The sequence below is a fragment of the Mesorhizobium sp. B2-4-3 genome (assembly GCF_006442815.1).
In the GTDB taxonomy this organism is placed as follows: Bacteria; Pseudomonadota; Alphaproteobacteria; order Rhizobiales; family Rhizobiaceae; genus Mesorhizobium.
On sequence record NZ_VFVL01000002.1, the window covers coordinates 1 to 14221 of the forward strand.

Consider the following 14221-nt stretch of genomic DNA (forward strand, 5'->3'; position numbering starts at 1 on the left):
GGGGTGAGGTCGATGCCAATGTGGGCGGCATCATCATCACCGGCAACGATGGCAGCGGCGACGGCGCGCATGGCGTGCTCGCGCAGTCGGTCGGCGGCGGCGGCGGCAATGGCGGCTTCGCCCTGTCGGCGGGTCTGATAGCCTCGGTCGCCATCGGCGGCGGCGGTGGTACCGGCGGCAATGGCGGCATCGTCAATGTGAACCAGGCTGGGGCCGGCGCCACGGTCAGCACGCATGGCAGTTCCGCGATCGGCATTCTCGCGCAGTCGGTTGGCGGCGGCGGCGGCAATGGCGGCGGCAGCCTGGCGATCGGCGGCATCGTCTCAGTTTCGGTCGGCGGCAGCGGCAGTGCGGCCGGTGACGGCGACGAGGTCACCTACAACATCGCCAATGCCAAGGTCACGACCAATGGCAGCGATTCGACAGGCATCCTCGTGCAGTCGGTCGGCGGCGGCGGCGGCAATGGCGGTTTCGCGCTGAGCGGCGCCGGCACCGTCGCGGTTGGCGTGGGCGGCAGCGGCGCTGCCGGCGGCATCGGCAAGAAGGTCGATTTGACGACCGGCGGGACCGTGGAGACCTTTGGGGTGCGTTCGGCCGGCATCATTGCCCAGTCGCTCGGCGGCGGCGGCGGCAATGGCGGGTTCGTCGTCGCCGGCAGCCTCGGCGTGAGCGTCGGCGTCGGCGGCAAGGGCAGTAAGGGCGGCGACGGCGGCCAGGTCTTCTTCCGCACCGCCGATGGCGCCCAGCAATCCATCACCACCCATCAGACCGACTCGGTCGGGCTGATTGTGCAGTCGGTCGGCGGCGGCGGCGGCAATGGCGGGTTTGTCGGAACGTTCGGCGCCATCGCCAATCTCGGCATCGGCGGTGGTGCCGGGGCTGCCGGCGCCGGCCTGGCGGTCGATGCCACCTACAACGGATCGGTCGAGACATTCGAGCAGCGCTCGGCGGGCATCATCGTGCAGTCGATCGGCGGCGGCGGCGGCAATGGCGGCGGCGTCATCGGCGTCGGGCTCGGGCTGACTGTCGGCATCGGCGGAAACGGCGCCGGCGGCGGCGGCGCCGACACGGCGACGTACAGGTCCTCGCTCACCAACATCACCACGCATGAGGCCGATTCGGCAGGCCTCATCGTCCAGTCAATCGGCGGTGGCGGCGGCAATGGCGGCTTTTCGTTCAACCTTTCGGCCGGGGCGGCGGTCGGCGTCGGCGGCCAGGCCGGAGCCGCGGGCAGCTCAAAAGCCGTCACCGTGACCATCGACGACGGTACCATCCACACCATGAAGGATCGCTCGACCGGCATCCTTGCGCAATCGGTCGGAGGCGGCGGCGGCACGGGCGGCGGCAGTGTCGCCGGCAGCTTCGCGCTCAACATCAGCATTGCCGGCAAGGGCGCGGGCGGCGGCTCCGGCAATACGGTCGACGTCACCAACGGCGCCGACATCACCACGGACGGCATCCAGTCGCACGGCATCCAGGCGCAGTCGATCGGCGGCGGCGGCGGCTCGGGCGGCTTCTCGATCGCCGTCGGCGGGCCTTCGCTCGCGGTCGGCGGCGCGGCCTCGGACGGCGGTAGCGCCATGAAGGTCACGGTGACCAATTCGGGCGTGATCAAGACCAATGGGGACCTGTCGGTCGGCATCCTGGCGCAGGCCATCGGCGGCGGCGGCGGCGACGGCGGCCTGGCGGGCGCCGGCGGCCTGTTCACCGCGGTCGGCGTCGGCGGCAAGGGCGGCGGCGGCGGCAACGGCGCCGAGGTCGAGGTCACCAACACCGCCAACATCACGACCAAGGGCGACCTCGCCCACGGCATCATGGCGCAATCGGTCGGCGGCGGCGGCGGCAATGGCGGCAATGCCGGCGCGGTCTCCGTCGGCGCTTTCGTCGGCGTCGGGGTTGCCGTCGGCGGCGACGGCGGCGCGGGCCGCGACGCGATGAAGGTCACGGTCGACCATACCGGCGACATCACCGTCAGCGGCATGGGCGCCAAGGGCATCATCGCGCAGGCGATCGGCGGCGGCGGCGGCAATGGCGGCAAGGCCGTCGCCGGCGCCTTCAGCGCCGGGCTCTATGCGTCCGCGGCCGTGGCGGTGACCGTCGGCGGCAGCGGCGGCGACGGCGGTTCGGGCGGCGAGGTCTTCGTCAAGGCCAACGGCAAGATCGTATCGCTGACCGACGCGGACGGCTCGGGGGGCATCGTGGCGCAGTCGATCGGCGGCGGCGGCGGCAATGGCGGCCGCGCCACTTCGATCGCCGGCGCGATGAGCGACGAGGTCGCGATCAATGTCGGCGTCGCCATCGGCGGCAGCGGCGGCAATGGCGGCCAGGGCAAGAAGGTCACCGTGGAAACCGGCCTGGTCGGCGGCGGCCAGATCATCACGCACGGTTTCCAGGCCGTCGGCATCCTGGCGCAGTCGATCGGCGGCGGCGGCGGCAATGGCGGCGACACGTTCGGCGGCGCCGGCGGCTACGGCAACAGCGTGACGGTGACGGCGACCGTCAACATCGGCGGCAAGGGTGGCGGTTGCATCGATAACGACCCGACCAAGTGCAACAACGCCGGCGACGTCCACGTCTCCAATGCGATGACGATTTCGACCGAGGGCGATTCCTCCAGCGCGATCGTGGCGCAGTCGATCGGCGGCGGCGGCGGCATCGGCGGCTCCAGCACGGCCAAGTCCTACAATATCGGCGGCACCAGCCAGACCAGCGTCAGCGTCAACATGGGCCTCGCCGGCTCTGGCGGCGGCGCTGCCGACGCCATGAAGGTCACGGTCAACAACACAGGCATCATCCTCACGTCGGGCTTCGGCTCCACCGGCATCATGGCGATGTCGGTTGGCGGCGGCGGCGGCGCGGCGGGCGCGGCCTCGGCGTCCGACGAGGATATCGGCGGCGATATCGGCGCCGGCGATGAAGGCTCGACCTCGGTTTCGATCGGCGTGGCTCTCGCCCTTCCGGGCGGCACCGCCGGCGATGGCGGCGAAGTCTCCGTCACCAATAACAACTGGATCATCACCGACGGCGCCTTTTCGTTCGGCATCAGCGCGAGCTCGATCGGCGGCGGCGGCGGTGTCGGCGGCTCGGCTTCTGCCGGCGCCAAGGCCGAATATGCCATCGGGGGCGCCATCGCCGGCGGCGGCGGCAGCGCCGGCAACGGCGCCCTGGTCGAAGTCACCAACAATTCGAACGGCGTCATCTGGACCAAGCGGGAGAATTCGATCGGCGTCTTCGCGCAGTCGATCGGCGGCGGCGGCGGTTCGGGCGGCGCGGGAAAAAGCACCGGCAGCGACGGCGGCACGGTCGACGTCAAATTCTCGATGGGCGGGCTGGGCGCCGGTGGCGGCGATGGCGGCGAGGTGCATGTCACCAACAGCGGCATCATCGAGACCGACATGGCCAACTCGCACGGCATCATGGCGCAGTCGATCGGCGGCAGCGGCGGCGTCGGCGGCGCGGCGGCCTCGACATCCGCGGACGCCAAGGTTTCGATCGCGGCATCGCTCGGCGGGCTCGGCGGCAGTGGCGGCGTCGGCAAGTTTGTCCATGTGATCAACAACCAGAGCGGCGTCATCCAAACCAACGGCGACAATTCCTACGGCATCTTCGCCCAGTCGATCGGCGGCGGCGGCGGTGCGGCCGGCAGTGGCTCGACGACGACAGGTGCCGCCGAGGACGTATCGGTGAGCCTCTCCATTGGCGGCATCGGCGGCGCAGGCAGCAGGGGCGGCGATGTCACAGTCGAGAACCATGGCGAGATCACCACGTACGGCTATCTTTCGCACGGCATCTTCGCGCAGTCGGTTGGCGGCGGCGGCGGCGCTTCCGGTGCGGCTGCCAATGCAACCGACGGCGACACCAAAGTCGGCGGCCAGGTGCTTGCCTTAGGCGTTTCCTTGCCTGCCGGCGTGGGCGCGAACGGTGGCCATGTGATCGTCACCAATGACGGCGTGATCACGACCAACAAGGACGGCGCGATCGGCATCTTCGCCCAGTCGATCGGCGGCGGCGGCGGCTATGGCGGCACGGTTTCGAGCGATGCGGCGGGGGATAGTGCCTTCGCCCTGCAGATCGGCGGCTTCGGCGGCCGTGGCGGCAATGGCGGCCAGGTGGACGTTACCGTATCAGGCTTGATCGAGACGTTTGGTGAGCGCGCGCATGGCGTTGTCGCTCAGTCGATCGGCGGCGGCGGCGGTTACGGCGGCGATGCCAGCGGCAAGACATCCAATGCATTGGCCATTGGCGGCCTCGGCGGTGACGGCGGCGACGGCGGCGACGTGACGGTGACCCGCACCGGCGAGATCATCACCCATGGCAAGGACTCCATCGCCATCATCGCGCAGTCGGTCGGCGGCGGCGGCGGCTTCGGCGGCGCCGGCTTCGGCCGCTTCGGCGCCGATGATGATGGCGGCGGGCCGAACGCCATCGGCTTCAACACGCCGGGCGGCACCAAGGGCACCGGCGGCACGGTCACCATCATCCAGTCGGGTGCGATCGAGACCGATGGCGACCGCGCGCACGGCATCGTCGCCCAGGCGGTCGGCGGCGGCGGCGGCGCCGGCGGCAATTCCTCGCTCGACATGAACCAGTCGGCGGCCGGCTCGCAAGGCGGCATCGGCGACGCGGCGGCGGCAATAGCCGGCACCGACAGCCAGGTCTGGGTGAAGGGTGCGAGCTCCTATGCGATGTTCGGTCAGAGCGCGACCGGCCAGGGCAACTCCAACCTCGTCCATCTGACCGCGGGCGGCAGTCTCTTCGCGCAGGGCGCCGACTCGGTGGCGGCCTATGGCGAGAGCACGGCGCAGGGCACCAAGGGCAACATCACCATGGACCTTAAGGGCCAGTATACGATCGGCGGTTCCAACACAGGCGTCGCCGTCATGGTGGTGGGCGGACAAGACAACACCGTCAACAACAACAGCCTGCTCTATGCGATGGGCGCGACGCCCACCTTCTCGATCATGCAGTCGAAACTGGCCGCCTTCAGCGCCTCGCTGCTTGCGCCCGGGCCGGTCGTGCCGGACGATGCGATCCTGGAATCGCTGCTCGACCAGTTCAGCCCGCTCGCGGTCACCGGCACCTCGGGCAACGAGACTTTCAAGAACCAGAAGAGCACCGTCGGGCTTGGCCGGGTTATCGGCAATGTCGATCTCGGCGGCGGCATCAACGAGTTCGACAATTTCGCCGATTCCTCTTTCGTCGGTCTGAAATCGATCAATCTCGGCGCCGGCGGACTGTTCAAGAACCAGGGCCTGATGACCAACCAGGGCATCGGCGTGGTGGCGACGGTCGACGTCACCGGCGGCTGGACCCAGGACGGTACCGGTTCCTTCGTCACCGATATCGACCTCAACAACCAGATCACCGACAAGCTCGCCCTGACCGAAGCCGGCGACTTCGACGGCACGGCGCCGCTCAACTTCCTGTCGATCGACAAGCTGTTCACCCAGTACACGCTGGCGTCGGGCTCGGCGATGACGGATTCCGGCCTGACGCCGCAGACGTTGCATCCGGCGGTCGGCTTCAACTTCCTGGTCCGGGTCGACAGCGGCACCGATCTGGTGCTCTACGCCGACAACCCGACCTTCCTCGAACTGGCGCAGGATCCGGGCTCCGGCACGACGGATCCGGGCGTGTTCCAGATGGCGCAGTATCTCGACGACGTCGAGGCTGCCTCGAGCCCGGACAATCCGATGGCGCAGCTGATCAACATGCTGCGCTTCTCGCAGACCGAGGCGGAACTGGGCGCCGCGCTGACGAGGCTGACCCCGCACTACGCGGTGCACACCTTCGACATGATCAACCGCTCGACCGACACCATGCTCGATCAGGCGCATGAATGCACCGGCGTCGCCGCCTACAAGAATATCGACGGCCGCTGCATCTGGGGCACGATTACCCCGCAGGCCGAATACAGCCGGGATGCCGGCGCCGGCACCACCAGCCGGGACGATACGTTGAAGACCATGTCGCTGGGCGGCATCGCCGAGGTCGGGCACAATTGGTCGCTCGGCGCTACAATCGGCCGCACCGAGTACGATTCCAAGATCGCCTTCAACGGCGACGAGCTGTCGGACACAAAAGGCGAATCCTGGCAGGCCTATGCGCTGGCCAAGTACGAGAACAACAACTACTTCGTCGATTTCGCGCTCGGCGGCGGCACCGGCTCCTTCAAGGGCGAGCGCGACACCCATATCGATCAGGTCGGCTTCATTCCCGGCGAGACGCTGGACGGCGTCTATCTGCCCGAGGAGCTGCTCGACGGCATCGGCAACAGCGTCACCTACAAGCAGGATACGTCCCAGTTCGGCGGTTCGGCGCGGGTCGGCATGACGCACCAGATGGGCGCCTTCTACCTACAGCCGACGATCCAGTTCGACGCGCGCTGGCTCGATGTCTCCGGCAAGGAGGAGGGCTCGGTCGCCGCCTTCAGCTTCGACGGCAGCGACAACATGTTCTATGCCGTGACGCCGGCACTTGAGGTCGGGGCCGACATCCCGGTCAGCGACATCGCCAGCTTCCGCATCTACGGAAAGGCCGGCGTCGAGTTCTCCACCAAGCAGTGGGAGATCGAGGGGCGTTTCGCCGCCGCCGAGAATCTGCCCGGCAACCCGGCATTGCACTTGACGGAAGCCATCGATTCGCCGCTCTATCGGGTCGGCGCCGGGCTGGAGCTCAATGGCGTCAACGGCGTCGGGTTGGCTGTGAGGTACAACGGCGCCTTCGGGCAAACGGTCAAGCAGAATGCGGTCAGCGCGTCTCTCAAGGTCAGCTTCTAGCTGACGCGGAGCGGCGGCCAAGAAGGGATCTCATGAGGACGAAGTACGCGTATCTCGCGGCGATGCTGGCAGCCGCCTGCATTGCCGGTGTGCCGGCGGCGGGATTTGCCGCGCAGAACAAGGGCGACAAGGTCGCGCCAGCGGCCCAGCCCGCCGACGCGGCGGCCAAGCCGCAACTGCCGGGCGGCGCCTCGGCGCTGTCGGAAACGCATGGCGACTGGACGGTCAACTGCCAGATCACCGGCACGAACAAGGTCTGCAGCCTGTCGCATCAGCAGTTCAACAAGCAGAGCGGCCAGCGGCTGCTGGCGATCGAGTTGACGACCAAGACAGGCCAGGACGCCGCCGGCACGCTGGCGCTGCCCTTCGGGCTTGCGCTCGCCAATGGCATCTCGCTCGAGATCGACGACAAGAAGCTGGACGGGACGCTGCAGTTCAACACCTGCCAGGCGGTCGGCTGCCTGGTGCCGGTGACGTTCGATGCCGATACCACGCCGCTCTTGCAGAAGGGGACCACGCTGAAGATCAACGGCACGGCGGCCGACACGACGCAGCCGATCTCCTTCACCATCTCGCTCAACGGCTTCGGCAGCGCGCTGGCCCGGACGGCGGACTTGTCGGCGGATTAGTTTGTCGGAGACCGGCCGGCTGAACGCTTCGTCATCCACGGGCGGAGCAAGGAGCGAAGCTCCGTCGCGAAGACCCTGGAATCCATGCCGTTACCTTCGCCAAGGCGTGCAACGGAGCAAAATTCTGCACCCGCAGAGACGCTTCCAAATCACGGCATGGATTCTATGGTCTGCGCGCGTCGCTTCGCTCCTTGCTCCGCCATAGAATGACGACGTTGGGGTGGCTTCGACCAATCCCCGGCGTTTGCGCTGATTTCACGGAAATGAACGGAAAATCTTGCACCAAGACAAACCGCAACCTTTCAAAATCCCTATGTCGGGGAACCAGTTTGTCGGAGACCGACCGGCTGAACGCTTCGTCATCCTCAGGTCAGCGCGACGCCGCTCCGCCCGTGGATGACGACCCTGAGATGCTTCGGCCAACCACAGCGGTTTGCGTCAGCTACTCAACCTCGCGCAACCGGTACCCCACGCCGGTCTCGGTGATGATGTAGCGCGGCTGGTCCGGCGTCTTCTCGATCTTCTGCCGCAGCTGGCGCACATAGACTCTCAGATACTGGACGTCGGTCGAGTCGTTCCAGATCTGCTTCATCAGGAACTGGTGCGTCAGCACCTTGCCGGCATATTGCACGAGCATGCGCAGGATGTCGTATTCCTTGGGCGACAGTTTCACTTCCTTGTCCTCGACCTTGACGATGCGCTTCACCAGGTCGACGGAGAGGTCGCCGGTGTGGAACACCGGCTTCTCGCCCTGCTGCTGGAACTTGTGGCGCAGCGCCACGCGAATGCGCGCGACCAGCTCGTTCATGCCGAAGGGTTTTGTCACATAGTCGTCAGCGCCCAGCTCGAGCGCTGCGACGACGCCGGCCTCGTCGGTGCGGCTGGAGAGGATCACGACCGGAATGTCGAGGCCGTCGCCGCGCCATTTGCCGAGCAGCTCGAGGCCGGTCATGCCGGGCAGGCCGAGATCGAGCAGGATAAGGTCGGGCCGTTCGGCCTGCATGAGCTCGATCGCCGCCTTGGCGTTCGGCGCCTCGGAGACCGTGTAGCCCTGGCTGCCGAGGCCGACGCGCAGCAATTTGCGGATCGGCGGCTCGTCGTCGACGACCAGGATGGAGACGGTCTGATTTGTCATGCCGCATCGTCCGTAAGGGGTGCGCCGAGCGCCGGCAACTCGGCGGGCACCGGCATGCGGATAGTGAAGATCGCGCCTGGACGGTCGGTGCGGTTGGCTGCCGCGATCGTGCCGCCCATCGCCTCGATAAAGCCGCGGCTGATCGACAGGCCGAGACCCGTGCCGGCGCGCACCTGGTCGCGCTTGCGCACGCGGTAAAAGGTGTCGAATATCCGCTCCAGGTCGTCGGGCGGAATGCCCGGTCCCTCGTCCATCACCTGCAGGATGACGGCGCCGTTGTCGACCCAGGCCTGCAGCCGGATGGTCGAACCGGGCGAGGCGTATTTGGCGGCATTGTCGAGGGGGTTGAACAATGCCTGCTCGAACAGCACGGGATCGAGCCGCAGCATCGGCAGGTCGGCCGGGATGTCGGTTTCTATCTTGTGTTCGGCGGTGATCTTCCGCGCCCGGTTCAGCGCCGATCCGACGACGTCGCCGACATAGTGGAATGCGTGGTTCGGCTCCATCGCGCCCGACTCGATCCTGGTCATGTCGAGCAGATTGGCGATGAAGCGGTTCAGCCGCTCCGCTTCGCTGACGACCGTCGCCAGAAGCTCGGCGCGATCCTTTTCCGGCAGCGCCGGCGCGAATTCCTTCAGGGTGCCGGCCGCGCCCATGATCGCGGCAAGCGGCGTCTTCAAGTCATGCGAGATCGAGGTGAGCAGCGCCGAGCGCAAGCGGTCTGCCTCGGCGGCCAGCCTGGCGCGGTCGACATCGGCGACGAGCTGGACGCGCTCGATGGCGACCGCTGCCTGGTCGGCGAGCGCATCGAGCAGCCGCTGCTGCTCGGGCGTCAGCAGGGGCCCTTGCTTGTCGTTATCGAGGCCGACCACGCCGATCGCGGTGCGCCCCGTCCGCAGGGGGAGATAAAGGCGTTTTGCGCCTGGCAAGGTGTCGGCGCCGCGGCCGGCGGCACGGTTGTGCTCCCAGGCCCAGCGGGCGGCCGCGATATCGGCCTCGGCCAGGGTGTCGTCCGGCGGATAGCCGGCCTTGACGGTGATGGTGCCGTTTTCCGGCAGGAGCAGAACGACGCGGACCTTCAGCATCGAGGCGATCTGGAAGGCGGTGGCCCACAGCACGTCGTCGAGCGTTCCGGCGCCGGCGAGCTTCTTGGAGAAGGAATAGATGTCCTCGGTGGCGCGCGCCCGCGAGCGCGCGGCGACCGCCTGGCGCTGCACCCGGGCCGTCAGATTGCTGGCGATCACGGCGACGACGAGGAAGACCGCGAAGGCGACGATGCTTTCGGGATCCCTGATCGTCAGCGTGTAACGCGGCTCGAGGAAGAAGAAGTTGAAGGCAAGGGCGCTGAGGAAGCAGGCATAGAGGGCTGGCCAGAGCCCGAAGGTCACGGCCGCGGTCAGCACCGCCAGAAGCAGGACGCTGGCGAGATTGCGGACATCGAGGAAACGGTCGAGGATCGAGCCGACGGCCAGCGCGCCGGCGACATAGGCCGTCGAGAACAGATAGGGCCAGATCTGGAAAGGCTTCTGCTCCGGCGCGGCCTTGACCCGCGCCGACGGGGCGTCGCCATCGCGCTCGGCGCCTGAAATGACATGGACGCTGATGTCGCCGGCATTGCGGATCAAGTCATAGGTGAGCGAGCCCTCGATCAACTCGCGCCAGCGCGAGCGGGTCGGCCTGCCGATGACGATATGGGTGAAATTGTTCGCCGTCGCGTGGCGCACGATGTCCTGGGCGACGTTCTGGCCGGGAATGGTGGCGATCTCGGCGCCGAGCTGTTCGGCAAGGCGCAGGTTCCTGGCCAGGCGATCCTTGTCCTCCTCGGACAAGCCGGCGAGCCGCGGCGTGTCCACGTGGAGCGCCGTCCAGGGCGCGCGCAGCCGGTCGGCTAGCCGGCGCGCATAGCGGATGCGGGCCGCTCCGCCAGGCTGCGAGTCGACGCAGGCGAGAACCCGCTCGCCGGCCGCCCACGGGCCCGGAATGGCATGCGACTGCATGTGGTTGAGCAGTTGCTCGTCGACGCGTTGGGCGGTGCGGCGCAGGGCCAGCTCGCGCAGCGCCGTCAGATTGCCCGGCGAAAAGTAATTCTCGATCGCGCGCTGCGCGGTGTTGGGGAAATAGACCTTGCCGTCCTGCAGGCGTTTGATCAGGTCGTCGGGTGTGAGGTCGATGATCTCGATGTCGTCGGCCTCGTCGATGATGGAATCGGGAACCGTCTCGCGCACCCGGACGTGGGTGATCTGGGCGACGACATCGTTCAGGCTTTCGACATGCTGGATGTTGAGCGTGGTGTAGACGTCGATGCCTTGCGCCAGGATCTCCTGCACGTCGAGATAGCGTTTGGGGTGCCGGCTGCCTGGCGCGTTGGTGTGGGCAAGCTCGTCGACCAGGACCAGCGCAGGGCGCCGCTTCAGGATGGCGTCGATGTCCATCTCGTCGAGGGTCTGGCTGCGATAGTCGACCAGGCGGCGCGGGATCACCTCATAGCCGTCGACCAGGGCCTGGGTTTCCTTGCGGCCATGGGTCTCGACGATGCCGATCACGACATCGATGCCGTCGGCGCGGCGGGCGCGGCCCGCCATCAGCATCTCATAGGTCTTGCCGACGCCGGGCGCGGCGCCAAGAAATATGCGCAGACGGCCACGGCCCTCGCGCTCAGCATGCTCGAGGAGCGCGTCGGGGGAGGGTCGGTTCTTAGGCTCGGTCCTGTCGTCGGGCATCAGGTCCAATCATGAATTGCGCCGGGGACCGTGTCGATCCCCGGCGCGGGCGGTTTACTTCAGCTCGTCCAGCGCCAGGTTCAGCGCCAGCACGTTGACCACCGGCTCGCCGAGGACGCCAAGCTCGCGCTCCTTGACGTGGCTGTCGACCAGCGCCTTCACCTTGGCCTCGTCCACGGCGCGGGCCTTGGCGACGCGCGGCACCTGGAAATAGGCGGCCTCCGGGCTGATGTCGGGATCGAGGCCGCTGCCCGAGGTGGTGACGAGGTTCATGGGCACCGGCTGGTTCGGGTTCTCGGCCTTCAGCTTCCCGGCGTCACCCTTGATGCGCTCGATCAGCTTGGGGTTGGTCGGGCCGAGATTCGAGCCGCCGGAGGAGGCGGCGTTGTAACCGTCACCGGCCGCCGACGGCCGGCCGTGGAAATAGCGGTCGCTGGCGAAAGCCTGGCCGATCAGGCTGGAGCCGATGACCTTGCCGTCCTTCTCGATCAGGCTGCCATTGGCCTGGTTCGGAAACAGCGCCTGGGCAATGCCGGTCATGCCGATCGGATAGACGAGGCCGGTCAGCACAGTGAAGAAGACGATCATGACAAAAGCGGGTCTGAGTTGCTTGAACATCGGGGCAAATCCTTATGCGAGGCCTAGGGCCGTGACGATCAGGTCGATCGCCTTGATGCCGACGAACGGCACGACTATGCCGCCGAGGCCGTAGATCAGGAGGTTGCGGGTGAGCAGCGAGCCCGCACCGATGGCGCGGTATTTCACGCCTTTCAGCGACAGCGGGATCAGCGCGACGATGATCAGCGCGTTGAAGATGATGGCCGACAGAATGGCGCTCTGCGGCGTCGCCAGATGCATGACGTTGAGCGCCTGCAGCGGACCGGTGGACTGGCCGGGCGCGACGTAGAAGACCGCGAACATCGCCGGGATGATGGCGAAGTACTTGGCCACGTCGTTGGCGATGGAGAAGGTCGTCAGCGAGCCGCGCGTCATCAGCAGCGCCTTGCCGATCTCGACGATCTCGATCAGCTTGGTCGGGTCGGAGTCCAAGTCCACCATGTTGCCGGCTTCTCGCGCGGCTACCGTGCCGGTGTTCATGGCGACGCCGACATCGGCCTGCGCCAGCGCCGGCGCGTCGTTGGTGCCGTCGCCGCACATGGCGACCAGCTTGCCCTTGGCCTGCTCCTCGCGGATCAGCGACAGCTTGTTCTCCGGCGTCGCCTGGGCGAGGAAGTCGTCGACGCCCGCTTCGGCGGCGATGGCAGCCGCCGTCAGCGGATTGTCGCCGGTGATCATCACCGTGCGGATGCCCATCTTGCGCAGCTCCGCGAACCGCTCGCGGATGCCGCCCTTGACGATGTCCTTGAGGTGGACGACGCCGAGCAGGCGGCCGTCGCGCTCGACCGCCAGCGGCGTGCCGCCGGCCTTGCCGATCTCGTCGGCGATGGCCTGCAGGTCGCGGATCATTTCCGTCGTCGGACGCGTGCCATGGGCGGCGACGGTCGCCTGATTGACGTGATTGAGCACCGCATCGACCGCGCCCTTGCGCACCGACGAACCGTCGATGTCGACGCCGCTCATGCGGGTCTGCGCGGTGAAGGGCACGAAGGTCGCGTGCAAGGTCGCCATGTCGCGGGCGCGGATGCCGTATTTCTCCTTGGCAAGCACGACGATCGAGCGGCCTTCCGGCGTCTCGTCGGCCAAAGAGGCGAGTTGCGCCGCATCGGCGAGTTCCTGCTCGGTGACGCCCTTGACCGGGCGGAACTCGGTTGCCTGGCGGTTGCCGAGCGTGATGGTGCCGGTCTTGTCGAGGAGAAGCGTGTCGACGTCGCCGGCGGCCTCGACGGCGCGGCCGGACATGGCAAGCACGTTAAAGCGAACCAGGCGGTCCATGCCGGCGATGCCGATGGCCGACAGCAGCGCGCCGATCGTGGTCGGGATCAGCGTCACGAACAGAGCGACGAGGATCGTCACCGAGATATAGCCGCCCGAATAGGAGGCGAAGCTCGGGATGGTCGCGGTGGCCAGCACGAAGATCAGCGTCATGCCGACCAGCAGGATGTTGAGCGCGATCTCGTTCGGGGTCTTCTGGCGCTCCGCACCCTCGACCAGCGAGATCATGCGATCGAGGAAGGTGTGGCCGGAAGCGGCGCTGATGCGCACGCGAATCCAGTCGGACAGAACCTGGGTGCCGCCGGTGACGGCCGAACGGTCGCCGCCGGATTCGCGGATGACGGGCGCGGATTCGCCGGTGATCGCCGCTTCGTTGACCGAGGCCACGCCTTCGATCACCTCGCCGTCGGATGGGATGATGTCGCCGGCCTCGACCAGCACGACATCGCCGACCTTCAGGCTGGTGCCCGGCACCATCTTGAATTTGGTGCGGTCGCCGTTGGTGAGCAGCTTGGCCTGGGTTTCGGTGCGCGCCTTGCGCAGCGAGTCGGCCTGCGCCTTGCCGCGGCCCTCGGCCACCGCCTCGGCGAAATTGGCGAACAGCACGGTGAACCACAGCCAGATGATGATCTGCAGCGTGAAACCGAGATCGCCGCCGCCGGCGATCAGGTCGCGGATGAATAGCACGGTGGTGAGCAGCGAGACGACCGCAACGACGAACATCACCGGATTCTTGACCAGCGTGCGCGGATCGAGCTTGCGGAGGGCGCCGCCGATGGCGGGCACCAGGATGCGCGCATCCATGATAACAGCGGATTTGGACCGGCTCATTTTTGGGCTCCAGTATCGGTCATGTTGGACGGCGCCGGGTGTTCGGTCTTCGGGAAAAGGTGCGGAAGGCCGGTGGCCAGCAGCCACAGCACGAACAGCACGGCCGCCATGCCGAGAAAGGTTGAAAGGGTCGGGAAAGGACGCGGCTTCTCGTCCCTTCCGTTGTCGGGCGCTCCGTCGCCTGTCTGGTGACGGTCGTTGCGACGTATGTCGTTGAAGCGGGGCATGGTCATC

At 67.3% G+C, this 14221-nt stretch carries 7 protein-coding genes; 2 read left to right on the forward strand and 5 right to left on the reverse strand.

Translation table 11 applies throughout. The features are described from left to right. The first annotated feature begins 20 nt into the window (after positions 1 to 20). Together FJ956_RS30415 and FJ956_RS02380 are read left to right on the forward strand one after the other, a co-directional pair. The gene (locus tag FJ956_RS30415; RefSeq protein ID WP_281405606.1) at positions 21 to 6779 is read left to right on the forward strand and encodes an autotransporter outer membrane beta-barrel domain-containing protein; all 6759 of its coding nucleotides are present in this window, start codon (positions 21 to 23) and stop codon (positions 6777 to 6779) included. A 32-nt stretch (positions 6780 to 6811) separates the two neighbouring features. After that, positions 6812 to 7408 carry an invasion associated locus B family protein gene (locus tag FJ956_RS02380; RefSeq protein WP_140673440.1) on the forward strand — a complete coding sequence of 199 codons (597 nt, stop codon included), beginning with the start codon at positions 6812 to 6814 and terminating at the stop codon, positions 7406 to 7408. Between the two features lie 442 nt (positions 7409 to 7850). Here FJ956_RS02380 and FJ956_RS02385 read toward each other — a convergent pair whose 3' ends face one another. The 5 genes from FJ956_RS02385 to FJ956_RS02405 are packed head-to-tail and all read right to left on the reverse strand — an operon-like array spanning position 7851 to position 14214. Further along, a complete protein-coding gene (locus tag FJ956_RS02385) occupies positions 7851 to 8543 on the reverse strand; it encodes a response regulator transcription factor (protein ID WP_140673442.1) in 693 nt (230 codons plus the stop codon). Next, positions 8540 to 11263 carry a sensor histidine kinase KdpD gene (locus tag FJ956_RS02390; RefSeq protein ID WP_140673444.1) on the reverse strand — a complete coding sequence of 908 codons (2724 nt, stop codon included), beginning with the start codon at positions 11261 to 11263 and terminating at the stop codon, positions 8540 to 8542. Before FJ956_RS02390 ends, FJ956_RS02385 begins: the two co-directional genes overlap by 4 nt. Before the next feature lie 54 nt (positions 11264 to 11317). Further along, the gene (gene kdpC / locus FJ956_RS02395; protein WP_140673446.1) at positions 11318 to 11881 is read right to left on the reverse strand and encodes a potassium-transporting ATPase subunit KdpC; all 564 of its coding nucleotides are present in this window, start codon (positions 11879 to 11881) and stop codon (positions 11318 to 11320) included. 12 nt (positions 11882 to 11893) lie between these two features. Then, the gene (kdpB, locus tag FJ956_RS02400) at positions 11894 to 13987 is read right to left on the reverse strand and encodes a potassium-transporting ATPase subunit KdpB (protein ID WP_140673448.1); all 2094 of its coding nucleotides are present in this window, start codon (positions 13985 to 13987) and stop codon (positions 11894 to 11896) included. Then, complete coding sequence (locus tag FJ956_RS02405) at positions 13984 to 14214, reverse strand: hypothetical protein (protein WP_140673826.1); 231 nt, start codon at positions 14212 to 14214, stop codon at positions 13984 to 13986. The genes kdpB and FJ956_RS02405 overlap by 4 nt, the downstream gene beginning before the upstream one ends. Positions 14215 to 14221 lie beyond the last annotated feature (7 nt).

Excerpts from the sequence above, each read along its gene's own strand:
- FJ956_RS02380 (WP_140673440.1), top strand. The coding sequence starts at position 6,812 with ATGAGGACGAAGTACGCGTATCTCGCGGCGATGCTGGCAGCCGCCTGC.
- FJ956_RS02385 (WP_140673442.1), bottom strand. The coding sequence starts at position 8,543 with ATGACAAATCAGACCGTCTCCATCCTGGTCGTCGACGACGAGCCGCCG.
- FJ956_RS02390 (WP_140673444.1), bottom strand. The coding sequence starts at position 11,263 with ATGCCCGACGACAGGACCGAGCCTAAGAACCGACCCTCCCCCGACGCG.
- kdpC (WP_140673446.1), bottom strand. The coding sequence starts at position 11,881 with ATGTTCAAGCAACTCAGACCCGCTTTTGTCATGATCGTCTTCTTCACT.
- kdpB (WP_140673448.1), bottom strand. The coding sequence starts at position 13,987 with ATGAGCCGGTCCAAATCCGCTGTTATCATGGATGCGCGCATCCTGGTG.
- FJ956_RS02405 (WP_140673826.1), bottom strand. The coding sequence starts at position 14,214 with ATGCCCCGCTTCAACGACATACGTCGCAACGACCGTCACCAGACAGGC.